We start from the raw sequence: 22930 nt of genomic DNA on the forward strand, positions 1-22930 counted from the left end.
AGGAGAAGTCGCCACTTCGGTCGAACGGCTAGAGAAGCCGCTTCTTTCATCAACTCTACAGCGCGGCGGTGGGGCAAGACTGTCATGGTCGAATCCAACCACGACGCTGCGCTTGCAAGGTGGCTCAAGGATTCAGACGGCGCACTCGACGCGCATAACGCATACTACTGGCATCGCCTGAATGCAGACTGGCACGGAGCGATCCGTGCAGGCAATCTCAACTTCAACGTCGTCGAGTACGCCATGCGAGGTGCCGGCCTCGATGAGGACATTGAGTTTGTGCCATCCGGCGGTAACTTCGTCGTTGGCGATGTCGAGTGTGGCCTGCATGGTGATCTGGGCGTTGGCAGCTCCCGCGGCCCGCCGCAACAGTATCGCCGGCTAGGTCCCAAAACCTCCTCCGGACACACCCATACACCTAAGATCTTCGAGGGCGTCTCGTCGCAGGAGTAAGCGCCAACCTCGAGCAGGGCTATAACAAGGGTCCGACGACTTGGGCGCACGCTCACATTATCCAGTACCGAAACGGCAAGCGCACGCTACTTCTCATGTCGGATGACGGCCGGTTCAAAGCGATGGGTGATGTCGTCGGCGGACGCGCATTAGCCGCATGATCGATAAGGTCAGTCTCGCCGTCCGGCCGGCGACCATTGTCCATAAACGTCTCCGAAACACGGCCCCGAGCTTCGCCATTGTCCATAATCGTCTCGCAGCTCGCCCAAATGTCCATATTCGTCTCATAAGCAAGACCGCCGGCGTTTTGCGCTTTCAAGAACATCTCCGACAATTTCAGCTCAACAAGGAGCGCTGAATGGTGGCCGATACTTTTGATCATGCGCTCGACTTGCTCGACATCTCCGAAGGAGGCAAGCTCGACGACAAGCGGGATCCCGGCGGCAGGACATCGCACGGGGTCACACAGGCCGTCTTCCACGCCTGGCTGACGTAGAACGGCAAGCCGCGGCGCGATGTCTTCACCATCACGCGCACAGAGATCACGGCGATCTATCGCCAGATAGTACGCTTGTAGCGCGGCGATCTGGATGAGAGGCCGATTCTCATCCTGATTGTCGCGCCGCAATGCTAACCCGATCCGATATGACGACCTTCCCGCCGGCATAGAGTACTGCACCTTCGACCGTGCGGTGAACTCCGGCGTGTCCCGTGAACCGAAGTGATTGCAGGCCGCGCTGGGTGTTGCGCAGGACGGCAAGATCGGCGACATCACCGTCAAGGCTGCGCTGGCCGCCGATCCGGTCAAGGTCATCTAGGCCATCTGCGCGAAACGGCTCTCGTTCCTTCAGGGCCTGACGGCTGCGCGTGAACTCGGCCATCCGGCCGTCATCCGCCGACATCGCCGGGATGTCTCTCGAGACGGAGCGCGAGATCGTTGAGCATACTCTGTGGGGACAGCGGCGGTGTGGCTGGGAGCCCTAACGGAGCACGCATTGGCCTCACGGTCCGTCACGGAGAACTCTTCCATGCGCCTTTTCAGTTAACGGTTACGGTCTTCGATATGCCCAGATTGGCTAACACGGCGTTCTGATCTGGCTCGGAGACGAAGGGCGCATTGCAGGGGTTGTGAAACCCGACCATTGCATCGGTCGGGGCAAAGTGTGCGAGGTAGGCCTGAACCAGCTTCAATGCTTCTTCGAAATGTTCTTTTGCAGTGGAAGTCGGGGTAGCCGTGGCCACCAAGTAGTCCCAAGTCTTAGGTTGCGGGCCGACTGGGTCTGAGATCAGCACGTTTGTATCGTACGTCCCGCCAGTGTTGTCGTGGATGAGCACGGAGCACACGCGCCCGAGCTTCGTCTTGACGATGATCTCGTGGACGTCGCGCCAGCCCGACAATGTAACGACCGTATCTGACATGTTGCCTCTGTTTCGCTCTGGGCTATGGTTGTGACATGAACACCAAATACACCTACCCGGTCAACGAGTGTGATGTCGAAGATAAAGAAAAACTTCGAGCCTTCCGTGAGAAGCGAGAACAATGGAAGCGGTGGCTCGACGACGACCCTGACCATGCGATCTGGTCCACCGTTCAAGAGCTGGTGTGGCGAGACACGCAGTTCGCGACAATTGTACAACTCGCCAAAGACAACCCCGACGGCCCCCTCAACACAAGCCTTATCGCGGAAGCACTCATCGGCGGCCACGCGGCGCAACAGATAATGGCAATCCGACGTCTGACCGACAGAGGAAAGAACCGGTTTTCGCTATCAAGGTTGATCATCGACGTGAAAGGAAGCGTTCATCTGCTCACGCGGGAGAACTTCGTTTGCTTCGATGGGCTCCCTTACGACTACCAATCGGTCTCGGCTGAGGAGTGGTCTGAGCGGAGGCCGGGGGCCGTTTTCTGGGGGCACACGACAGGGCCGAAAGCATGGTCGACATCGGAACGTACGCACGAGCAGTTCGACAAAATTTCGAGGACGAATCCATCGGCGAGGAAACGGGACGACGTCGTTCCGAAATCGGTCCTCGTCGATCTTGAAAACCTGCTCATCTCCAGCGACGCCGCCCGCATAGCGGACTGGAGCCACGCATATCTTGCGCATGCAGGCGCGCCATTTGATCGCGAGGCGGTCGCGAACGTTGCCGTCGATAACCAGAGGATATCAGTAGCGATCAAAGAGCTGGCTCGCATTACGGAGTTCCTGTCCTCCGAAGTCCTTTGGATCGGCGGATATGGCAGCTCACTGATGCCCACGGCGCAGTACGATGTCTTCGAGAAGCTCGAGAATCCGATTGCCCCAGATGATCGCCAACAGGAAGCTGCGTTGGTCTGGAAACGAAAGAATTACGAGTGGGATGCAGCGCTCGACGACATCGGAGACTTGATCAATCCGCCGGCGAAGGCCTAGATCGCTGGCCTGAGGGCCGATATCTCTTCGGCGCGTTGCACCTTGCTCATCTCCAACACACCATCTTGGGATGAATGTGAGGGAGGACGGAATGCTGAATTTTCTGAAACAGCTCTGGAATCACGGATGGTCCGTAATCGGCGGATTTCTGTCGTTTATAGCCCGGCTGTTTGGTCACTACCCGCCGGTTCCGAAGGCAGCCCACGAGCACATCACGCCTGACGATATCGCGGCCGAATTGAGGAACGCGCGAAACCGTGAGTTGTCTGCAGATTCTGTCGACCAAGATATCGACACGAGGATCGCTTTGATCTGGGGCTACGCCAATGCGTCAGCGGGCGCCCGCTCGGGAGTCGATCTCGGCAGCCTTTCGGAGACGCACCGCAACGGGCTCTTGCTGATGTCGGACGAAAATTTGAGACGACTAGCGTCTAGTCGGCTGTTGTGTGCGCAATGGCACCTTCTTGACGGGAAGTTTCCCCGTCGAATGAAGAGTGAAGTCGTCCAGCCGCCGTCGAAGCGCGAGGCTGCTTCGACAGCTCTTAGGTACCGGGTGCACCGGATGCACGATCGTCATTCGCCGCCTTGCGAGAGTGACCTACCGGAATACTCCTACCGAAAGCACTTATCAATCGCATAAGGAATTATTCAATCGAACCCGAGATCACATATCGAATGCGCTGTCGACGTTCGACAAAGAGTTGACCGATAAGGGTCCTCGAATTGCCCAGATCGCCGCTGGATTTAAAAGGCAAGCCGACGAAATTATAGAAGACCTTGATGGGAGTAAGCGGGCTATCGTGCTGGATATGAAGTACCTCAGCTTTTGGGTACCTTTTCTTTTTTGTCTCGGCGCGGTCCTGTTCACCATCCCGCAAGGCGGTGCCGACATCATTAGTTCGGCTTCTAAGTTCTGGGGATGCAACGATTGCAGCTTCATTTTCAGGTCGGTGGCGGCCGCGAGTTGATCGGCCTGCGCCACATCGGGCTCCCGTTAAGGAGATTGGTGCGGTCTTCAAGACGCGTGAAAATGAGTTTGAAACATCCTCAAAGGGCACTTTTGCCATGAAAGCGGAAATTCATTTATTCCGATTCGTCGTGTCAAAATTCCGAAAAGGCGCGGCGAGCTACAGAAGGGTTCTTTTGATTGAAACCTAGTGCTCGGTGGCTACACTAGGAATTCGTAAGTACCTAATTTCACTGAAGAAAATGGTACGGTTGGGGGGTCTCGAACCTCCGACCTCAGGTGCCACAAACCTGCGCTCTAACCAACTGAGCTACAACCGCACAAAACAAAGCTGACGAAACAAAGTCGCGCCGCGCTTTCCGGGTCAAATACGGGCAGTCCGGATTTTTTGCAAGCCATAACTTGCCCGTAGATGTGAAAAAACCGGGTAAACAATCACCCGGTTCTTTTTATCGTGCTGCGCGAACAAAGTCCGCGCCCGCAGAAATCAGTTCTTCTTGAAGCCGGAGATGGCCTTTTCGGCGGCATCCTTGCCAGGCTTGGTCACGGTTTCGGCAACTTTGCGGGTGGCTTCCTGCATCGACTTTGCCTGTTCCATGGCAAGCTCGGCCTGCTTGCGGATGAAGGCCGTCTGCAGTTCGAACAGTTCCGAAACCGACTTGACGCCGAGCAGCGCTTCCATGTGCGACAGCGAGTTTTCTGCATTGGTGCGCAGGGCGTCGATCGCCTTCAGGCCGAGTTCGACGGTGCCGGACTGCGCGCTTTCGATGGTCGCTTCAACAGTCTTCGTCGCATCTTCGGCGGCGGTCTTCATCTTGGAATAGGCTTCCTTGGACTGGGCAGCACCCTTTTCAGCGAAATCGCGGAAAGTTTCGGTGACCTTTGCCGGGTCGAACGAGGCAAGCGAAAAGACGTCGTCGGTTTTCTTGGTAGCCATGATCTGCGCTCCTTGGTTTCAGGCCCTCTCATGAGGCACCCGTTGTTCAGTGATGTCTATATAGGCGATTTCGTTGTGCATTGCAATATATTTGTGCAATGCAGCATTCATTAAAATCACCGACATTAACCTTGCGCGGCGAAAGGCCTGTGCGCCATGGTCAGCAAGCTGGACCCCTGCCCCCCCGGCGTCTATTAATAGACTGTTAACAATCCCGCCCCTATGGCGGTTGCGCAAACCAGGTCTGCCGATGCCCGCAAAATCGTATCCCTTTATCGACATCGCCGTTCATGAACGGGTGCGGGAGCATTTTGCCAGGGGCGATGCCGCCGTCCTGTTTTCGCCCGACATGAGCCAGGTGCTGTGGTCGAATGGCGAAGGTGCCTTCCTGTTCGGGCTGCCGTCGATCTACGATTTCATCGATAGCGGCGCCAACCGCAACGATGCCGCCTACCGCCAGATGGAGGCGGCTGCCCGTCAGCTGAAGCGCAGCGGCGACAGCCGGACATTCCTGATGCGGATCGCTTCCGGCTTCCAGCGCGCCTCGGTCAGCGCATCCGTCGAGATGATCACCGTGCGGCCTGGCGAGACGGCCATCCTCTTTGCAGCTCCTCGCGGCGGCAAACTGCTTGCCATTCAGGATCGTGCAGCACGGATGATCTCGGGCTTCGACGACCCGGACACGCATATGGCTGTGCTGGACGGCGACGGCGCCGTGCTGGCCGCCTCGCCGGGGTTCAGGGCTTTGGCCATGACACCGCAGACATGCCGCTCGCTGGTGACGGCTGTCAGCCGCGACAGCGACTGGCTGCTCAAGCGGCCGATCCCGACGGGCAAGGGCCATCTGCCGGCGGCAATCGGCAAGCTCTCCGAGCGCCCTGCCCTGCATCTGCTGTTTGCGGTCGAGACCATTTTGGGTAATCTCGATCCTGGAACGGATTTTCAGGAGATTGCAGATGCCGATGGTACGCCGGCCGTGCCAGAACCAGATGCAAGCCAGACCGCCGCTCCACTTCTGTCACCAGTCGCGCTGCCTGCCGATGTGATCGACGAGATCGGGCAGATCGAGGAAATCACGCCGGAAGACGATGGCTTCATCGATGCCGGTGATGACAGTGATTCAGCCGCAGAAACAGAGCAGCCTTCCGCTGAAGATACCGCGGCTCCTGCTGACCCTGTGACCGAAGAGGCAGCCCCGCATCTGCCGGCGCCATCTCAATCACAGCCGGAACACATCGTTTCTGAGACAGCCGGGCCGGAGGAGACGTCCGAAGCTCAGGTGCTTGACGAAGCCACCATTCTACCGGAAGCCGATGAAAAGGCGGCCGGCGAGATCGAGCGTGGCGAAACACCACCGGCAGAAACTCCGGAAGAGCCCGTCCAGGGCAGCGTTGCGCCGGATGAGACGATGGCGGCCCAGAGCGCGAGAGACACCGCGGATGGCGAAATCGCCGCGGATGGCGTGGCAGACGATGTTCCCCTCCCTCCTGCCGATAGCGCACCAGATGAAACCCTTGGAGAAGACGCTGGCGTAACCGGGCCTGTGCAGGGTTTCGTCTTCAACCCGAACAGCCGCGCCGTCCGCTTCGTCTGGAAGATTGATGCAGACGGGCGATTCAGCGAGATTTCCGAGGAATTCGCAACCGCCGTCGGGCCGAACGCGGCCGATATTACCGGCCAGAGCTTTAGCGATCTGGCGGACCGTTATAACCTTGATCCCGGCAATACGATCAGCGAGCTTTTGAAGCGGCGCGACACCTGGTCGGGCAAGACGATCTACTGGCCGGTTGAGGGTACGCGCCTGCAGGTACCGGTCGATCTTGCCGCCCTTCCGACCTATTCGCGCAACCGCGAATTCGACGGTTTCCGCGGCTTCGGCATCGTACGCGTGGCCGATACGATTAATGACGATCAGGCCATGGGCCTGACGTTCAGCCCGGCGGCTGCTGCCGAAGAGACTGTTGCAGACGAAGTGGATGGCGCGGCGGAAGGTCTGCTGCCCGCAGATCACGACGTGGTGGCAGAAGCCCCGCACGACTCTCAAGAACATGCCCCGGCAGTGGAGCATGGTGAGGCTCTGAGCGAACCGGTGGACAACTCGGCATCCGAACCGGCCGCATCTGAGGAGGATAGCGCGAGCCAACCTGCCGAGCCGACCAACGAACCGGCGGCAGTTGACGACCAGGAAGACCCTTTCCGCGGCGAACGCCCGGCGCTGAAGCTCGTCGAGACAGCAGGACGGCGCATATCCGACAAGGTGGTCCAACTCGACAATCACCGCCCGGGCACCGAACCCTTGAGCCGCAGCGAACAGGCCGCCTTTCGCGAGATCGCCCGTCAACTCGGCGAGAATTTCGGCAAACGCCCGAACGAGGCTGTGGCTGTCACAGACGGGACCACCGTTCAAACGCCGGTACGCGATGATGCTTCGCCGAACATCGAGGCGGCCGTCGAGGATGGCCGGAACGGAAGCGAGGATCGCGCAGGCGGCAACGAGATCGTCGAGCCGCCTGCCGGAGAAGTCCAGCCACCCGCTCCGATCGTGCCTGCCCGCACCAGCGGCAACAGCAGCCTGACGCCGGAAATCCTCGACAATCTTCCGCTCGCCCTTCTGGTCCATAGCGGCGACGACCTGTTTCACGCCAATTCCGAATTTCTGGCGCTCACGGGCTATTCCGATCTGGACGAGCTGCGCGAGGAAGGTGGGATCGACGCCCTTTTCGCTGGCGACGAGGATGACCTGTTCGACTTGCCGGATGGCACGATGATGCTGATCCGCAATGACGGCCAACTCGTGCCGGTCTCCGCACGGCTCCAGTCGATCCGCTGGGAGGACAAGAACGCGCTGATGATGGCGCTTTCGGCAACGCAGACGGCGCCTGCGCCTCTTGCCGCCGAAATCCAGCCAGCCGACGCAGCCGAAGAGCCTGCGGAAGCGCTGGAACTTCAAGCGCTCCGCATGGAAGCGGAAGAACTCCACTCCATTCTTGAGACGGCAACCGATGGCGTTGTCGTCGTCGGTGCCGAGGGTGAAATCCGCTCGGTCAACCGGTCAGCCAGCGCCCTGTTCAATTATGATGACGGCGAAGTCCGCGGCAAACCCTTTGCCATGCTGTTTGCCCATGAGAGCCAGAAGGCCGTGCTTGATTACCTCGCCGGGCTTTCCGGCCATGGCGTCGCCAGCGTGCTGAACGATGGCCGCGAAGTGATCGGCCGCGAAGCGTCCGGCGGCTTCATCCCGCTGTTCATGACCATGGGCCGCCTGTCCTCCTCCAATGGTTTCTGCGCCGTCATCCGCGACATCACGCAGTGGAAGCGGACGGAAGAGGAATTGCGCAACGCCAAGCGGGCCGCCGAAACCGCCAACGCCCACAAAAGCGATTTCCTCGCCCGCGTCAGCCACGAAATCCGCACGCCGCTCAACGCGATCATCGGCTTTTCCGACATGATGGCAAGCGAGCATTTCGGCCCGATCGGCAATCCACGCTACGTCGAATATGCCGGTGACATCGGCCGCTCCGGCCGTCACGTGCTCGATATCGTCAATGATCTGCTGGATATCTCGAAGATCGAAGCCGGCGAAATGGACCTCGACTTTACCGCCGTCGAGATCAACGATGCCGTCTCGGAAGCCGTTTCCCTGGTGCAGCCGCAGGCCAACAGCCAGCGGGTGATCATCCGCACCTCCCTGTCGGGTTCGGTACCGAACGTGGTTGCCGACAACCGTTCGATCAAGCAGATCGCGCTCAACATCCTGTCCAATGCCATCCGCTTCACCCCGTCCGGCGGCCAGATCGTCGTGTCGACCGCCTATGAAGCCAATGGCAGCGTCATCCTGCGGATCCGCGATACCGGCGTCGGCATGACCCGCACCGAGCTTGAGCAGGCCATGAAGCCGTTCCGCCAGGTGACCACCGGCGCCCGCAAGCGCGGCGACGGCACCGGCCTTGGGCTACCGCTGACCAAGGCCATGGCCGAGGCAAACCGAGCGCATTTCTCAATCAACTCGGCACCCAATGAAGGCACGCTGGTGGAGATTTCCTTCCCGTCTCAGCGAGTTCTCGCCAATTAGCTCCCAGCATCTGACCGCTGGAAAAGGCAGGCAAAAAAAGAGGCAGCTTAAAAGCTGCCTCGATAAATTGAATGCTAAAACAGGTGCTCGAGAGGTAATGACATCATGTCTGCGCTGGCATCTCTGCCAAAGCCAACCCCACATCGGGTGGCCTCAAGTTGAGATCAACATGCGCCGCCATTCGTAAACAAAACCTTTCCAGCTGACCCGCAAATTTTAAGTATCGGCCCGTAAGACCTAAGCTTTGGTTAATTCGGCGAACTTGAAATCGTTAACGCCGCCGCTCAATTTCCAAGCTCGGCGAGGTTGGCGTAGAGATCGAGCGCTTCCGGATTGGCCAATGCTTCCTTGTTCTTGACGGGGCGGCCGTGCACGACTTCACGCACTGCAAGCTCGACGATCTTTCCGGATTTGGTTCGTGGAATATCGGTGACGGCGATGATCTTGGCTGGCACGTGTCGCGGCGAAGCTCCGCTGCGGATCCTGGCCTTGATCGCCTTGACCAGATCGTCGCTCAAAGCGATCCCTTTCGCCAACCGGACGAACAGGATGACCCGCACGTCGTCGTCCCAGTCCTGGCCGATGCAGATAGCCTCCGCCACCTCGTCCATCTGCTCGACCTGATTGTAAATCTCGGCCGTGCCGATGCGCACCCCACCCGGATTGAGCGTTGCGTCCGAACGGCCATGAATGACGATGCCGCCATGTTCGGTCCACTCGGCAAAATCGCCGTGGCACCAGATATTGTCGAAGCGCTCGAAATAGGCAGCCTTGTACTTGGCGCCCTCCGGGTCGTTCCAGAACATTACCGGCATCGAGGGAAACGCTTTAGTACAGACAAGTTCGCCCTTTTCCTGGCGCACCGGCTGGCCGTCATCGTTCCAGACATCCATGGCGAGACCGAGACCCGGCCCCTGGATTTCACCACGCCAGACCGGCTTCAACGGATTGCCGAGCACAAAGCAGGAGACGATATCCGTGCCGCCGGAAATCGACGCCAGCTGGACGTCCGGCTTGATGCCCTCGTAGACGAAGGAGAAGCCTTCGGGCGACAGCGGCGAACCGGTCGAGGTCATCAGCCGGAGCGACGAGAGGTCATGGGTGGAGACCGGCGTGAACCCGCCCTTGCGCACGGCATCGATATATTTTGCCGAGGTGCCGAAGATGGCGAACTGCTCGTCGCGGGCATAATCGAACAGCACGTTGCCATCAGGATGGAACGGCGAGCCGTCGAACAGGCAAAGCGTTGCGCCGAGAGCCAGCCCGGAGACCAGCCAGTTCCACATCATCCACCCGCAGGTAGTAAAGTAGAACAGCTTTTCGCCCTCGCGCAGCCCGCAATGGAAACGATGCTCCTTGAGATGCTGCAGCAATGTGCCACCGGCCGAATGGACGATACATTTCGGAACGCCGGTCGTGCCGGAAGAGAAGAGAATATAGAGTGGATGCCCGAATGGCAGTGCAGCGAATTCAATTTCGCCTGCAGTAAAGGGCTTGACGAAGCCAGCCAATGTCCTGCCATTGTCGAGCGAAGCAGCGAGCGTTTCGGCATGACCGGCATAGGGAATGATCAGGGCAGGCACGCCGAGTTTCCGGGTAACCGCCTGGACCTTCGCCGACACGTCCTGCAGCTTGCCGGCATACCAGTAGCCGTCACAGGCGATGAACAGTTTCGGCTCGATCTGGCCGAACCGGTCGAGCACGCCCTGCTCGCCGAAATCCGGAGAACAGGACGACCAGATGGCCCCGATGGACGCCGTGGCCAGCATCAGGGCGATGGTTTCCGGCATGTTCGGCATCATCGCGGCGACCCGGTCACCCTTGCCGATACCCTCAGCCTTCAAGGCCTGCTGCAGTCTTGAAACCAACGCCCGCAGTTCGTCCCAGGACATGCGCGACTGCGCCTTGTCTTCGCCCCGGAAAACCAGCGCACCACCGCTGCCGGTATGACGCAGGAGATTTTCGGCGAAATTGAGCGTGGCGTCCGGAAAAAACCGCGCGTCGAGCATGACGTCACCGTTGATCAACGCCCGTTCGCCGCGATTGCCGATGACGCCGCAATAGTCCCAGACCGCGGTCCAGAAGTCGGCACGCTCGGTGATCGACCACTGATGGAACGCATCATAGTCCGCAAAAGTCTTCGTAAAGCGTTGTCCGCACCAATCGATGAACGCCTTCATCGGCGTCTGTTCGATGAATTCTGCCGATGGTATCCACAGGGGCCGATCTGACTGCATTTTTTCCTCCGCTTCCCAAGCCAGCCTCTATATCATGCTGCGACGCAAGATAAACAGGCCGGGCAAATGAAGGCTGTGGCAGTTGCGACATTTCGCGTGTCAACCGTTTGATTTCCGAGCGATGAAAGCCTATCCAGAGGCCTTCAAAACGATTGAAAGTGCCCCGGACGGCCATGAGGCAATTCTTCACCATCGCTAGCAGAAAAATCGGATGGAAAGAGTTCTTTCTATCGCGAACCATCGCCTGGCTGCTTGTCGGTGCGGTTATCCTCACCGCCCTTTTCAAGATCGCCCTGCCGCTGTTCGTCTCCACCGCCAGCGTCAAAACGAACATGGAGAATGTTCTGTCGTCATGGACGGGCGCGCGGGCAAATATTGTGGGCGACCCGCAGATCAGCTTCTGGCCGCATCCGGTCCTGACGCTGCGCAATGTCACTTTCGAAGGCGGCGATGCGGCCGCCCCGGAACTGCTGGCGAAGGCTGACGCGATTGCCGCCGGTTTCGACATTCTCGCTGCCCTGCGCGGCACGCCCCTCTTTTACGACTTTCATCTGGTCAATCCGGTTTTCAAGGTGGAACGCCGGCTCGACGGAACGTTCAACTGGCGCCGTGCCGGCTGGATGGCTGATGCGATCGCCGATGCCTCGGGCAAGACGCCGTCGCCCGCCCGCAACACGCCGCTCGGCGATATCGAAATCATCAACGGCACACTCGAATTGACAGATCGTGTCACGTCCAGCGCCCATCGCGTCACGGCGATAACCGGTGCCGTGCAATGGCGGACGCCGACCGCGCGACTGAATGCCAGCCTTTCAGCTGTGATGAACGGCCAGCCTGTTCAATGGTCCATTACCTGCGACGAACCGCTGATGCTGCTATCGGGCCAGAACGGCACACTCCAGACGGCGTTCAGCTCCATACCGCTCACCTTCAGTTTCGACGGCAACGGCAATATTTCAAACCACCCCTTCGCCATCGGCCAGCTTCAGCTCAAAGCAAGATCGACCAGCACGCTGGAAGCCTGGTTCAAAGGCCAGCCATTGCCACCCGCTGGCACCGGTGCCATTGCCGTCAATACCAGCGTGACGATGTCGGCGCAGGCCTGGAAAATGGACAATCTTTCGCTGTCCCTTGATGAATCCAACGCTACCGGCGTTCTTGGCATCGCCTGGAACGAGACGCGCGGGCCACGCATCGATGGAACGTTGGCCTTCGATCAGCTTGACCTGGCGCAGATTATTTCGTCCGCACAATCCGGCTCTGTACTCCCCCTCGACAGGACGCTACTCCAACAGTTCAACCTTGATCTCCGCCTGTCGGCGCAGGAGGTCAGCTACGACACGGCCGCCCTGACGGATGTTGCCGCCGGGGTCATGGTGGAAAATGGCCGCGCGTCCATCGATATCGGCGACGGCACTTTTGCCGGGGGTACGATCAGCGGACGCATCGCTTTGGCCAACGGTGGCACCGAAGGGGGGCAGATGCAATTCGCCCTGAAGAATGCCGACCTCGCCCCCGTTGCGGCCAGCCTTGGACTGACAGGGCCGCTGCCGCTGGGCCGAGGTGTCCTGAGCGTCGACCTATCGGCCGACCGTCCCTTGCAGACACTGACCAAAGACGGCATTTCCGGCGAAATTCGCTACTCAGCAAACAATGGCACCGTGGTGAATTTCGATCTGCCGGAGTTTGAGCGTCTTGCCGCGCAGGGCCGCGCCTTCAGCATCAGCCACGCCACCAATGGCTCCTTCCCCTTTATGACAGCGGATATCGCCGCGACCTTGCGCAAGGGCGTTGTCGAACTGACGAGCGCGGATATCACGGGCGAAGGCCGGACGCTGTCGCTTGCCGGGACCATTCCCGTCAGCAGTGGAACGCTTGCGCTGGTCGGCGGCGTCCGGGCTGGCGATGACCCAACGCCTGCGACGCGTTTCTTTGTCGATGGCTCCTGGCCGAACCCACTCATTTCACCGCTGCCTGCGATTATCACACAGCCATGACCGGCGCAGATCGGTAAGCCATTCGCGGCATTTATGAGATCACCAGCGAGCAAACGTGCGCGCAAATATCCTTGCACCGTATTCCTGCCGCACGAGAGAGAATGCGAACGCGGCTGACGCGCCCGCTGTCTTCCCCTCAGTGTGCGAAAGCGGCCTGCTCGTCCTTGACACGCTGGATTTCCCGGCGGCGGGAAACCACCGAGGCGATCAGCACACCCATCGCGACAATGCCGATCAGGATGGTGCAGACAGCGTTGATTTCCGGCGTCACGCCCAACCGCACCTGACTGTAGATCCGCATCGGCAGCGTGGTGGCGCCGGGGCCGGAGGTGAAGCTGGAAATCACCAGATCGTCCAGCGACAGCGTGAAAGCGAGCACCCAACCGGAAAACACGGCCGGCGCGATCACCGGCAGGGTCACCTGCAGGAAGGTTGCGACCGGCGTGGCGCCGAGATCCATCGCCGCCTCCTCGATCGAACGGTCGAAGCTCAGAAGCCGGGATTGCACGACGACGGCGACAAAGCACATGGTGAAAGTGATATGCGCCAATGTCAGCGTCCAGAAGCCGCGATCAAAGCCGATGGCAACGAACAGAAGCAGCATCGACAGGCCGGTGATGACTTCCGGCATGACGAGGGGCGCGTAGATCATTCCGGAAAACAGCATGCGGCCGCGAAAGCGCGTGTAGCGCGTCATGGCAAGTGCCGCCATCGTACCGAGAACCGTTGCCACCGTTGCCGAGATCAGGCCGACCCGGACGGTCACCCAGGCGGCATCGAGAAGCGCCTGATTGTGGAGCAACTGCACATACCACTTGGTCGAGAAGCCCGCCCAGACGGTGACCAGTTTGGATTCGTTGAAAGAGAAGATCACCAGCAGAACGATCGGCAGATAGAGGAAAGCGAAGCCGATGACGATCGAGGCGATGTTGAAACGGGACCAGCGCTGCATGACTATCTCCCCTCGCTATCGGCTTTGGATTGCGCGTGCTGGAAGAACATGATCGGCACCACGAGGATGAGCAGGAGGATGGTTGCAACAGCAGCCGACACCGGCCAGTCGCGGTTGGCATTGAACTCGTTCCACAAGGTCTTGCCAATCATCAACGTTTCGGAGCCACCGAGCAGATCGGGGATGACGAATTCGCCGACGGCCGGAATGAAGACCAGCATGCAGCCGGCGACAACGCCGGGCATCGACAAAGGAAACGTCACGCGCCAGAACGCCCGGATCGGCGTGCAGCCGAGATCCTGGGCAGCCTCCGTCAGGCTGTGATCCATCTTTTCCAGCGACGAATAGATCGGCAGCACCATGAACGGCAGGTAGGAATAAACGATACCGATATAGATCGCCCAGTTGGTGTTGAGGATGATCAGCGGCTGATCGATCACCCCGAGCGTCAGGAGCAGTTGGTTGAGCAGCCCTTCCGGCTTCAGGATGGCGATCCAGGCGTAAACGCGAATCAGAAAGCTTGTCCAGAACGGCAGGATGACCAGCATCAGCAGCGTCGGGCGAATGGTGTTGGGCGCCTGCGCCATGCCGTAGGCGACCGGATAGGCGATCAACAGGGTCAGGAATGTTGAAACCAAAGCAATCCAGAGGCTGGATATATAGGCCTTGGCATACAGCGCGTCTTCGGTCAGCCAGATATAGTTATCGATCGAAAACTGCTTGATGTTATCGATAATGCCGCCAATGCCGGATGCGAGATCGAAAACCGGCAGATAGGGCGGCATCGCCACGGCGGTTTCCGACAATGAAATGCGGATGACGATGAAAAACGGTATCAGGAAGAAGAATAGCAACCAGGCATAGGGGATGATGATCACCAGCCGGTTGAACAAAGCCGATCCGAGTTTTGCCATGGCCTCAATCCTTCAGCACGACGCCGGCATTTTCATCGAACGATATCCAGACCTCCTGGTCATAGCCGATCGGATCCTCGACCGCGCGAACGGCGTTCAGCGAGGATGCCTTGATGACCTTGCCGTCCTTTAGCTTGACGTGGAACACCGTCATGTCACCGAGATAGCCAATATCCCAGATTTCCCCCTGGACGGCATTGAGGGGGGCACAGGCGGGCCGGTCGCGGCCGACGCGAATCTTCTCCGGACGCACGGCAAAACCGGCATTGGCGCCGACTGCGGGTAGTTCGGCGGAGGCGACGCGGACGGTAAAACCACTTTGCGTGGCGATCTCGACAGTGCCGTTACCGGCGGATGAGACCGTGCCGTCGAAAATGTTCACGTCACCGATGAAATCGGCGACAAAACGGGAGTTGGGCGCTTCGTAGATTTCCGGCGGGGTTGCGACCTGCACCACCTTGCCATGTGCCATGACGGCGATGCGGTCGGCCATGGTCATCGCCTCTTCCTGGTCGTGGGTGACGACGACAAAAGTCAGGCCGAGTTCCTGCTGCAGGTCCATCAGTTCGAACTGGGTTTCCTCGCGCAGCTTCTTGTCGAGCGCGCCGAGCGGCTCATCCAGCAGCAGCACCTTGGGGCGCTTGGCCAACGAACGGGCGAGCGCCACGCGCTGGCGCTGACCACCCGAAAGCTGGTGCGGCTTGCGCTTGGCAAACTTGTCGAGCTTCACCAGCTTCAGCATCTGATCGACGCGGGCGGCGATATCGGCCTTCGGCATGCCGTCCTGCTTGAGGCCGAAGGCAATGTTGTTTTCCACCGTCATATGCGGAAACAGCGCGTAGGACTGGAACATCATGTTGACCGGCCGCTTGTAGGGCGGGATGCCCGCGAGGCTCTGTCCATCAAGGATGATTTCACCCGACGTCGGTTGCTCGAAGCCGGCCAGCATGCGCAGCAGCGTGGACTTGCCGCAACCGGATGCGCCGAGCAGTGCGAAGAATTCGCGCGGGTAGATGTTGAGCGAGAGATCATCGACCGCGGTGAAGTCGCCGAATTTCTTGGTGACGTTCTTGACGGCGATGAACGGTACGGATTTCGGATCGGCCCAGGGAGCAAAGGAGCGCCGGATACTGCCAAGTGACTTCATCATCTATCCCCAAATGACATGCACAAACGGCGCCTTCCCCAGCGCCATAAAAGAAAATTGCCCGGATTTTCAGGTCCGGGCAATTCTTTTCGACTTACTGGCCGGTGACCACTTTGGTCCAGAGCCGCGTCACCAGACGCTGCGATTTGGCGTCATAGGGTGTGACCGTGAAGAGCTTGGCAAGCACCTCCGGTGTCGGATAGATCGCGGTGTCGTCAAGCACTTCCTTATCGACGAACTGTTGCGAGGCCTTGTTGCCGTTGGCGTAGAACACCACGTTCGAGGCCTTGGCGACGACTTCCGGCTTCATCATGTAGTTCAAGAATTCATGTGCTTCGGCGACATGCGGCGCATCGGCCGGAATGGCCATGACGTCGAACCACATCTGCGCCCCGGTCGGCGGGATGACATAGTTGACCGTCACACCGGCATTGGCTTCGGCAGCGCGGTCGCGTGCCTGGAAGACGTCACCCGAATAGCCGACAGCCAGGCAGATATCGCCATTGGCCAGCGCATTGATGTATTCCGACGAATGGAACTTGCGAACGTAAGGACGAATGGACGTCAGAAGCTCTTCCGCCTTCTTCAGATCGTCCGGGGTGCGGCTATCGGGATCGAGGCCGAGATAGGACAAGGCGGACGGCAGGACATCTGAAGCAGAATCGAGGATGTGAATACCGCAATCCTTGAACTTGGCAGCAACTTCGGGCTTGAAGATCACGTCCCAGGTCGGCGCATCGTCGGTACCGAGAATCTGCTTCACCTTCTCGACATTGTAGCCGATGCCGGTCGTGCCCCACATATAGTCGACAGCATATTCATTGCCAGGGTCGTATTTCTGGATGCGTTCGGAAATCACGTCCCACATGTTGGAGAGGTTCGGCAGCTTCGACTTGTCGAGCTTCTGGAAGACACCGGCTGCGATCTGGCGCTGCAGGAAGCTTGCCGTCGGCACGACGACGTCATAGCCGGTGCCGCCTGCCAGCAGCTTGGTTTCAAGGATTTCATTGCTATCGAAGACGTCGTAGACGACCTTGATGCCGGTTTCCTTGGTGAAATCTTCCAGAATGCTGGCATCGATATAATCGGACCAGTTGTAGACATTGACCACGCGCTCCTGCGCGGTGGCAATCGTTGCGGACCCTGCGAGGATCAACGCGGCAAAGGCGGTGGCAATCGTACGCGACATAGAATTCCCCTTGGTTTTATCGGGTCAGTATAGGCCTGCTGCCGTCGCCTGCCTGTCTGCCCCTCCGTATGCGCGTTTGGAAGGTAGGCATGTTTTCAAACAACCACAAGCGCTTTTACTGGTCCCACGCGAACCATCCAGAGGCAGCGCAATTTTAGCACTCACTGGCAAAAGCCGAATCTTTTCAGTGCGGCATGACAGGCCTGAGACCGGAATGGCCGGACGGCGCACGCAGATTAACCATAAGCTCAGATCGAGCTCGAACCGCGGCGTTTACGATTGCTTAACCATGCCCGGAATGCGATTTTGCGCCGCAACGGTTGTGCGTTTCGGAGTTGGCCATCATGAGTGTGAAGTCGCAGCGGATCGACCCACGGGAGTTGAAGCGGCTGTCAGTGTTGCAGTCCCACAGTACGCTTCTTGCCATCGGCTTCGACTGGGTGTTGATCGCCGGCGCCATCGCCGTCAGCAAATATATGCAACATCCGCTTGTTTATCTCGCCGCCGTGCTGGTCATTGCCGGACGCATGCACGCGTTCGGCTGCCTGATGCATGAGGCAGCCCATTACCGCATCATCAAGAACCGCAAAGTCAGCGACTGGATGAGCGACCTTTTGCTGGCATGGCCGATCATGGCGACGGTGGACGGCTATCGCATGAACCATCTTGCTCATCATCAGCACACCAATACCGATGATGACCCGGACTGGGCTGCCAAGCTCGGCATGGCACAGTTCACCTTCCCGCAAAAAGTCTGGCGCGGCGTCGTGCAACTGCTCGGCTATCTCGTCGCAGTGAATTCCGTTCGCGATATCCTGCACATGGCCAAGCGCATCGCCAAACACGACCGCTCGACGCGGACCTACAAGCTGCTGCGCATTGGCTTCTACGCCGTTGCTGCCATTGTCTTCTCGGTCTTCGGGCTCTGGACAGACTTCCTGCTGTATTGGCTGGTGCCGTTCTTCACGTTCTTCTGCCTGTTCCTCTACGTCCGCAGCGTTGCCGAACATTTCGGCAGCATGGACTACTCCGATGAACTGGGCAGCTCGCGCACGGTCTATCCCTACGTGTGGGAAAAGCTGTTTTTCGCGCCCCACAACATCAACTACCATCTGGAACACCATCTTTATCCCGGCGTGCCTTATTACAACCTGCCGGAACTGCATGCGATCCTGATGAAGAACCCCACCTATGCCGCCAAGGCGCACATCACCCGTGGCTATACGACAGGCCTGCCGGCAGAATGCTTTGCGCCAGATGCGCCGCTGCTGCCCGCGCATCATCCGGTCAGCTACTGATTACTGGAAATCGAAGGCGCTCAAACCCGTCACCATTTCATCGAGCCCAAGTGGCCGGGTGACCGGCGGTTCGGCACGGGCAAGACAGCCCTGCCGCTCGCAGAGGCGGCAGGCGGTACCACCGGCGACGATCGCAAGTGGCGCGCCGCCATAAACGGTGTCCGGCGCATGGGCGGCATCGCAGCCGATCAGGATCGCGGTGCGGCGAACGCGCTCCTGAAAATTCGCCCGCGGTCCCTCGACAGTCCGGGCGATGGTCAAAAACTCCCCGCCTCCGAAAATCTCCACCTTGTCAGCCAGAACCTGCCCGGCTTGCGCAAATGCCGTGTGGACATTGAGCTTGGGACAGTCGCCACCGAAACGCGCCTGCGGAAAGCCTGATGCACCAGCCTTGCGCAGCCGGTTCCCGGCATGATCGATCTCCATCATAAAGAACGGTACCCCTGCAGCACCGGGCCGCTGCAACGTCACCAACCGGCTTGCGACTTGTTCGAACGACACCTGGAACCGGGCGCTGAGGACATCAATATCGTATTTCGTCCGCTGTGCTACGGTGAGAAATCCCGCATACGGCATCATGATCGCATGTGCCGCATAGCGGGCAAGCTCGAAGCGCCCGATGCGGCGCGCCTCACCCGTCGAGAATGCCAGCTGCTGGAGATCGGCGGCGATCGCTTCCGGAAAGGCGATCTGCGCCGCCTCCATGGCGATTTCCCGCAGCTGATCCTGTGCCGACAGCCGCTCGGACAGGAACAGCCGCATCGAATGACGATCGAAGCGGCGGCGCAAATCCGGCATGACATGCACCGGCAGCACCCGGACGGTCAGACCATGCTCCCTGCGCAGAAAGCCTTTCAAGGCACCGGCAAGATCGTCGCCGGGAGAGAGCTGTGAATGAAAGGCTTCGGCGGCCTCGTCTATCCCGGCAAAATAATGCGGGCGGTTTTCGAAGATGTCGCGCACCTCGTCCATCGGCAACCGCGCATCCGACAGAGCCGCCATATGCCCCTGATCGGACAGGAGCGCACTCAGATCCTTCAGCCGCAGCGATTGCTCCCGATAGGCACGATAGAGCTTGAGAACGCCCATTGCTGCATTGGGGGCAGCTTCCGCAACTTCGATCAGCTCCTGGTCACCCGGCAGCTCGCCGGAGAGCAGCGGATCGGCAAAGACTTCCCGCAATTGCGTGACGCTGCTCGTTGCCTCGCCCTGCAACTCGTCGAGATCAACCTTGTACACCGAAGAGAGCTTCAACAGCAGCTGCACCGTCAACGGCCGTTGATTGCGCTCGATCAGGTTGAGGTAGGACGGCGAGATGCCGAGCGCCTCGGCCATCGCCGTTTGCGTCAGCGACAAACCATTGCGGATGCGCCGGACGCGGGCACCGGCAAAAATCTTGTTCTCAGCCATTTGTCACACCTGTTACAAAATCGCGGACATTCGAAATCTTTACATCATTTACAAAATGACAAACGCCTTTTGTAAAAGGCAAGACATGATAACCCTTTTCAACGCCGCGACAATCCTTTTGTTCTCGCCGTTTTGTGCGGCGCACTGTAAAACTCGTCACATCAAATTCGTGGATCGGACGGTCATTCAACCAAAGTCGAATGACACTCTGAAGTTTGCAGGAGGAAATCTATGACTGATTTTTACAATCTCATTCCCGGCGCACCGCAGGGCCGCTTCGACGGGCTGGACCGCCCTTACACCGCCGAAGACGTCAAGCGACTGCGCGGCTCCGTCCAGATCCGCCATACACTGGCCGAAATGGGGGCCAACCGGCTGTGGCAACTGATCCACGAGGAAGATTTCGTCAATGCGCTCGGTGCAATGACCGGCAACCAGGCCATGCAGCAGGTCCGCGCTGGCTTGAAGGCAATATACCTCTCCGGCTGGCAGGTTGCCGCCGACAGCAATACCGCGTCATCGATGTATCCCGACCAGTCGCTTTATCCAGCCAACGCGGCACCGGAGCTGGCGCGGCGCATCAACAGGACGTTGCAACGCGCCGACCAGATTGAAACGTCCGAGGGCAAGGGTCTTTCGGTCGACACCTGGTTCGCACCGATCGTTGCCGACGCCGAAGCCGGTTTCGGCGGATCGCTCAACGCCTTCGAGATCATGAAGGCCTTCATCGAGGCCGGTGCTGCCGGCGTCCACTATGAAGACCAGCTGGCATCGGAAAAGAAGTGCGGCCATCTTGGCGGCAAGGTTCTGATCCCGACGGCGGCCCATATCCGCAATCTCAATGCCGCGCGGCTTGCTGCCGACGTCATGGGTACGCCGACGCTGGTCATCGCCCGCACGGACGCCGAGGCCGCCAAGCTGCTCACCTCCGATATCGACGAGCGCGACCAGCCCTTCGTCGATTACGATGCCGGCCGCACCACGGAAGGCTTCTATCAGGTCAAGAACGGTATCGAGCCCTGCATTGCCCGCGCCATTGCCTATGCACCCTATTGCGACCTGATCTGGATGGAGACCGGCAAGCCGGATCTCGAACAGGCCCGCAAGTTTGCCGAAGCCGTGCACAAGGTGCATCCGGGCAAGAAGCTTGCCTATAATTGCTCGCCGTCATTCAACTGGAAGAAAAACCTCGATGACGCGACGATCGCCAAGTTCCAGCGCGAGCTCGGCGCCATGGGCTACAAGTTCCAGTTCATCACGCTTGCCGGCTTCCACCAGCTGAACTTCGGCATGTTTGAGCTGGCCCGCGGTTACAAGGACCGGCAGATGGCTGCCTATTCGGAGCTTCAGGAGGCGGAGTTCGCCGCCGAGGTCAACGGCTACACCGCGACCAAGCATCAGCGCGAAGTCGGCACCGGTTATTTCGACGCTGTTTCGATGGCCATCACCGGCGGCAAGTCCTCGACCACAGCCATGCATGAATCGACCGAACACGAGCAATTCCGCCCGGCTGCGGAATAGAGGAACTCCGCTCCCCGCCATTCTGGAGGTGGGGAGGGCAACCAAAACGTCCCTTCAAGAACCCCACATAAGAGGAGAAATGCGATGACAGTCCAGGCCACTATCAAGACACATGTCAAGGAACGGGCGGAGGAGCAATCCTCGGCCATGACACCGGAACAGCAGGCAATGATCCGCATGGTCGCCAACGACCTGCACAGGCTCAACCAGGCTGTCATGAAGGCCGTGGATGCCGGCGTTTCCGTCGAACTCGTCCGTTCCGCCCGTCATCATGGTGGCGAAGGCAACTGGGGCGACCTGCTGATCCCCGTCATCGTGACGCAAGGCCGAGGCTGAGGCATGGCGCTCTGTCCACAAAGATTCCGGCGGGACTTTTCTCGCCGGAATCTTGCATTTTCATACAGTTCTACAGGCTTCGGCTTGGCCTCTTTCCGGCAAACAGATCGGCGTGGCTTTTCAGCAGCCGGAACAATCGGTCCGAGACCGTGCGGATTTCGCGCCGGTGACGATCTTCGCTATTGGTGACGATCCATTGGCCGTGTCGCAGCTGTTTCAGCTCTTCACCCGCCCGCTCCAGGCCGGGATCGAGATCGCCGACGAAACAGGGCAACACAGCCTGCCCCGCCCCGGCCTTTGCAAGATCGAGCAGCGAGCGCGGGCGGCTGACGATGACAGCGATCGAGGCTGCTGCCTGCTCATGCGGAAAGCGTAGATAGGGCGAGATGGCATCCTCTTCGGATACTGCAAGCCAGGCCGATGAAAGCCCTTCCGGCGCATTACGCTGACGGTAGGCAGCATAGGCGACATCGCCGGTATGACGGCTAGCCAGATTTGGCTCTTCCGGCGCCACCGCGCGCACACCGACATCGCTTTCCCGGTGCGCCAGCGTTGCCCGGCGCTCGGAGACGGACATATCGAGGCGAAAACCATCGCGCTCGCTCCAGATGGCCTGGATGTTTTCGCAGACCAGCCAGGTCACCCAGGTTCCGGCCATCAACCGCACCACCGACGCGCCATGCGCCTCCTGCCGCCAGCCATCGACCTTACGGACAACAGCATCCATTGCTTGCAACTGCTCGAAAAGAGCCTGGCCATCGGCGGTCAAGCGGTAGCCGGTCTGGCTGCGGACAAACAACTGCCGCCCAATTCCCTGTTCAAGATCAAGAATGCGACGACCAACCGTCGCCGGGCTCAAACCATTGGCCTGCGCAGCGCCGGTCAGTCCGCCATGACGCGCCACAGCCAGAAATATCTGATAGGCATCCCAATTTATGTCTTTCATAATTGAAAAACATACTCCGTTTTCTTGCGTTTATAAACTGATTTTTGAATCATAGGTTCGAGGCGTAAACGGAGTGCGGCTGAACCGCCTCCCCACCCAGATTGAAGAAAGTTGGCTGCAGGACACCTTGTCCGGCAACG

General features: G+C 59.2%; 20 protein-coding genes and 1 tRNA gene. 8 read left to right on the forward strand and 13 right to left on the reverse strand.

Features of this window, described 5'->3' with window-relative positions; genetic code table 11:
• Positions 1 to 84: 84 nt before the first annotated feature.
• Positions 85 to 453: a hypothetical protein gene (locus tag ACSQ3J_RS04275; RefSeq protein ID WP_436038713.1), complete on the forward strand. Its 369-nt coding sequence runs from the start codon at positions 85 to 87 to the stop codon at positions 451 to 453.
• Between the two features lie 52 nt (positions 454 to 505).
• Here the strand turns inward: ACSQ3J_RS04275 and ACSQ3J_RS04280 are convergent, their stop codons facing one another.
• The 3 genes from ACSQ3J_RS04280 to ACSQ3J_RS04290 form a co-directional block, all read right to left on the reverse strand.
• Entirely contained in the window at positions 506 to 1081 is a 576-nt protein-coding gene (locus ACSQ3J_RS04280) for a hypothetical protein (protein ID WP_436038714.1), read from the reverse strand.
• Positions 1059 to 1355, reverse strand: coding sequence for a hypothetical protein (locus ACSQ3J_RS04285; RefSeq protein WP_436038715.1), 297 nt, complete (start codon positions 1353 to 1355; stop codon positions 1059 to 1061). Before ACSQ3J_RS04285 ends, ACSQ3J_RS04280 begins: the two co-directional genes overlap by 23 nt.
• Positions 1356 to 1491: 136 nt before the next feature.
• The gene (locus ACSQ3J_RS04290; RefSeq protein ID WP_436038716.1) at positions 1492 to 1872 is read right to left on the reverse strand and encodes a hypothetical protein; all 381 of its coding nucleotides are present in this window, start codon (positions 1870 to 1872) and stop codon (positions 1492 to 1494) included.
• Between the two features lie 35 nt (positions 1873 to 1907).
• On the opposite strand from ACSQ3J_RS04290, the gene ACSQ3J_RS04295 reads away from it, so the two are divergent.
• Entirely contained in the window at positions 1908 to 2867 is a 960-nt protein-coding gene (locus ACSQ3J_RS04295) for a hypothetical protein (protein ID WP_436038717.1), read from the forward strand.
• 91 nt (positions 2868 to 2958) lie between these two features.
• Positions 2959 to 3507, forward strand: a complete 549-nt coding sequence (locus ACSQ3J_RS04300; protein WP_436038718.1) for a hypothetical protein — start codon at positions 2959 to 2961, stop codon at positions 3505 to 3507.
• A gap of 4 nt (positions 3508 to 3511) precedes the next feature.
• On the opposite strand, the gene ACSQ3J_RS04305 is transcribed toward ACSQ3J_RS04300, so the two are convergent.
• From ACSQ3J_RS04305 to ACSQ3J_RS04315, 3 genes are all read right to left on the reverse strand, one after another.
• Positions 3512 to 3934, reverse strand: a complete 423-nt coding sequence (locus tag ACSQ3J_RS04305) for a hypothetical protein (protein ID WP_436038720.1) — start codon at positions 3932 to 3934, stop codon at positions 3512 to 3514.
• Positions 3935 to 4077: 143 nt separating this feature from the next.
• A tRNA-His gene (locus ACSQ3J_RS04310) sits at positions 4078 to 4154 on the reverse strand.
• 167 nt (positions 4155 to 4321) lie between these two features.
• The gene (locus ACSQ3J_RS04315; RefSeq protein ID WP_037105817.1) at positions 4322 to 4771 is read right to left on the reverse strand and encodes a phasin; all 450 of its coding nucleotides are present in this window, start codon (positions 4769 to 4771) and stop codon (positions 4322 to 4324) included.
• Between the two features lie 250 nt (positions 4772 to 5021).
• On the opposite strand from ACSQ3J_RS04315, the gene ACSQ3J_RS04320 reads away from it, so the two are divergent.
• Positions 5022 to 8843, forward strand: coding sequence for a PAS domain S-box protein (locus tag ACSQ3J_RS04320; protein WP_436038721.1), 3822 nt, complete (start codon positions 5022 to 5024; stop codon positions 8841 to 8843).
• 284 nt (positions 8844 to 9127) lie between these two features.
• On the opposite strand, the gene ACSQ3J_RS04325 is transcribed toward ACSQ3J_RS04320, so the two are convergent.
• Complete coding sequence (locus tag ACSQ3J_RS04325) at positions 9128 to 11080, reverse strand: acetoacetate--CoA ligase (RefSeq protein WP_436038722.1); 1953 nt, start codon at positions 11078 to 11080, stop codon at positions 9128 to 9130.
• Between the two features lie 173 nt (positions 11081 to 11253).
• Between ACSQ3J_RS04325 and ACSQ3J_RS04330 the strand changes: the two genes are divergently transcribed.
• The gene (locus ACSQ3J_RS04330; protein WP_436038723.1) at positions 11254 to 13077 is read left to right on the forward strand and encodes an AsmA family protein; all 1824 of its coding nucleotides are present in this window, start codon (positions 11254 to 11256) and stop codon (positions 13075 to 13077) included.
• A 136-nt stretch (positions 13078 to 13213) separates the two neighbouring features.
• Here ACSQ3J_RS04330 and ACSQ3J_RS04335 read toward each other — a convergent pair whose 3' ends face one another.
• The 4 genes from ACSQ3J_RS04335 to ACSQ3J_RS04350 form a co-directional block, all read right to left on the reverse strand.
• Positions 13214 to 14029 carry an ABC transporter permease gene (locus ACSQ3J_RS04335; protein ID WP_060504683.1) on the reverse strand — a complete coding sequence of 272 codons (816 nt, stop codon included), beginning with the start codon at positions 14027 to 14029 and terminating at the stop codon, positions 13214 to 13216.
• Between the two features lie 2 nt (positions 14030 to 14031).
• A complete protein-coding gene (locus ACSQ3J_RS04340) occupies positions 14032 to 14943 on the reverse strand; it encodes an ABC transporter permease subunit (RefSeq protein WP_060504682.1) in 912 nt (303 codons plus the stop codon).
• Between the two features lie 4 nt (positions 14944 to 14947).
• Complete coding sequence (locus ACSQ3J_RS04345; RefSeq protein ID WP_060504877.1) at positions 14948 to 16090, reverse strand: ABC transporter ATP-binding protein; 1143 nt, start codon at positions 16088 to 16090, stop codon at positions 14948 to 14950.
• A gap of 94 nt (positions 16091 to 16184) precedes the next feature.
• Positions 16185 to 17279, reverse strand: coding sequence for a polyamine ABC transporter substrate-binding protein (locus tag ACSQ3J_RS04350; RefSeq protein WP_060504681.1), 1095 nt, complete (start codon positions 17277 to 17279; stop codon positions 16185 to 16187).
• 344 nt (positions 17280 to 17623) lie between these two features.
• On the opposite strand from ACSQ3J_RS04350, the gene ACSQ3J_RS04355 reads away from it, so the two are divergent.
• Positions 17624 to 18577 (forward strand): fatty acid desaturase family protein, encoded by a 954-nt coding sequence (locus tag ACSQ3J_RS04355; RefSeq protein WP_060504680.1) that lies wholly within the window; start codon positions 17624 to 17626, stop codon positions 18575 to 18577.
• Here ACSQ3J_RS04355 and ACSQ3J_RS04360 read toward each other — a convergent pair whose 3' ends face one another.
• Positions 18578 to 19987, reverse strand: coding sequence for a helix-turn-helix domain-containing protein (locus ACSQ3J_RS04360; protein WP_060504679.1), 1410 nt, complete (start codon positions 19985 to 19987; stop codon positions 18578 to 18580). It lies immediately after the preceding gene.
• Between the two features lie 231 nt (positions 19988 to 20218).
• On the opposite strand from ACSQ3J_RS04360, the gene aceA reads away from it, so the two are divergent.
• Together aceA and ACSQ3J_RS04370 are read left to right on the forward strand one after the other, a co-directional pair.
• Positions 20219 to 21508, forward strand: a complete 1290-nt coding sequence (aceA, locus tag ACSQ3J_RS04365) for an isocitrate lyase (RefSeq protein ID WP_060508742.1) — start codon at positions 20219 to 20221, stop codon at positions 21506 to 21508.
• A gap of 84 nt (positions 21509 to 21592) precedes the next feature.
• Positions 21593 to 21844 (forward strand): SMc00767 family acetate metabolism repressor, encoded by a 252-nt coding sequence (locus ACSQ3J_RS04370; RefSeq protein ID WP_060504677.1) that lies wholly within the window; start codon positions 21593 to 21595, stop codon positions 21842 to 21844.
• Between the two features lie 70 nt (positions 21845 to 21914).
• On the opposite strand, the gene ACSQ3J_RS04375 is transcribed toward ACSQ3J_RS04370, so the two are convergent.
• Positions 21915 to 22790 (reverse strand): LysR family transcriptional regulator, encoded by an 876-nt coding sequence (locus ACSQ3J_RS04375; protein WP_060504676.1) that lies wholly within the window; start codon positions 22788 to 22790, stop codon positions 21915 to 21917.
• Between the last annotated feature and the right edge of the window lie 140 nt (positions 22791 to 22930).

Origin of the sequence: Rhizobium sp. LjRoot98, from assembly GCF_964252935.1 — a bacterium.
GTDB lineage: Bacteria > Pseudomonadota > Alphaproteobacteria > Rhizobiales > Rhizobiaceae > Pararhizobium.

Excerpts from the sequence above, each read along its gene's own strand:
- ACSQ3J_RS04275 (WP_436038713.1), top strand. The coding sequence starts at position 85 with ATGGTCGAATCCAACCACGACGCTGCGCTTGCAAGGTGGCTCAAGGAT.
- ACSQ3J_RS04285 (WP_436038715.1), bottom strand. The coding sequence starts at position 1,355 with ATGTCGGCGGATGACGGCCGGATGGCCGAGTTCACGCGCAGCCGTCAG.
- ACSQ3J_RS04290 (WP_436038716.1), bottom strand. The coding sequence starts at position 1,872 with ATGTCAGATACGGTCGTTACATTGTCGGGCTGGCGCGACGTCCACGAG.
- ACSQ3J_RS04295 (WP_436038717.1), top strand. The coding sequence starts at position 1,908 with ATGAACACCAAATACACCTACCCGGTCAACGAGTGTGATGTCGAAGAT.
- ACSQ3J_RS04300 (WP_436038718.1), top strand. The coding sequence starts at position 2,959 with ATGCTGAATTTTCTGAAACAGCTCTGGAATCACGGATGGTCCGTAATC.
- ACSQ3J_RS04305 (WP_436038720.1), bottom strand. The coding sequence starts at position 3,934 with ATGGCAAAAGTGCCCTTTGAGGATGTTTCAAACTCATTTTCACGCGTC.
- ACSQ3J_RS04315 (WP_037105817.1), bottom strand. The coding sequence starts at position 4,771 with ATGGCTACCAAGAAAACCGACGACGTCTTTTCGCTTGCCTCGTTCGAC.
- ACSQ3J_RS04320 (WP_436038721.1), top strand. The coding sequence starts at position 5,022 with ATGCCCGCAAAATCGTATCCCTTTATCGACATCGCCGTTCATGAACGG.
- ACSQ3J_RS04325 (WP_436038722.1), bottom strand. The coding sequence starts at position 11,080 with ATGCAGTCAGATCGGCCCCTGTGGATACCATCGGCAGAATTCATCGAA.
- ACSQ3J_RS04330 (WP_436038723.1), top strand. The coding sequence starts at position 11,254 with ATGAGGCAATTCTTCACCATCGCTAGCAGAAAAATCGGATGGAAAGAG.
- ACSQ3J_RS04335 (WP_060504683.1), bottom strand. The coding sequence starts at position 14,029 with ATGCAGCGCTGGTCCCGTTTCAACATCGCCTCGATCGTCATCGGCTTC.
- ACSQ3J_RS04340 (WP_060504682.1), bottom strand. The coding sequence starts at position 14,943 with ATGGCAAAACTCGGATCGGCTTTGTTCAACCGGCTGGTGATCATCATC.
- ACSQ3J_RS04345 (WP_060504877.1), bottom strand. The coding sequence starts at position 16,090 with ATGAAGTCACTTGGCAGTATCCGGCGCTCCTTTGCTCCCTGGGCCGAT.
- ACSQ3J_RS04350 (WP_060504681.1), bottom strand. The coding sequence starts at position 17,279 with ATGTCGCGTACGATTGCCACCGCCTTTGCCGCGTTGATCCTCGCAGGG.
- ACSQ3J_RS04355 (WP_060504680.1), top strand. The coding sequence starts at position 17,624 with ATGAGTGTGAAGTCGCAGCGGATCGACCCACGGGAGTTGAAGCGGCTG.
- ACSQ3J_RS04360 (WP_060504679.1), bottom strand. The coding sequence starts at position 19,987 with ATGGCTGAGAACAAGATTTTTGCCGGTGCCCGCGTCCGGCGCATCCGC.
- aceA (WP_060508742.1), top strand. The coding sequence starts at position 20,219 with ATGACTGATTTTTACAATCTCATTCCCGGCGCACCGCAGGGCCGCTTC.
- ACSQ3J_RS04370 (WP_060504677.1), top strand. The coding sequence starts at position 21,593 with ATGACAGTCCAGGCCACTATCAAGACACATGTCAAGGAACGGGCGGAG.
- ACSQ3J_RS04375 (WP_060504676.1), bottom strand. The coding sequence starts at position 22,790 with ATGAAAGACATAAATTGGGATGCCTATCAGATATTTCTGGCTGTGGCG.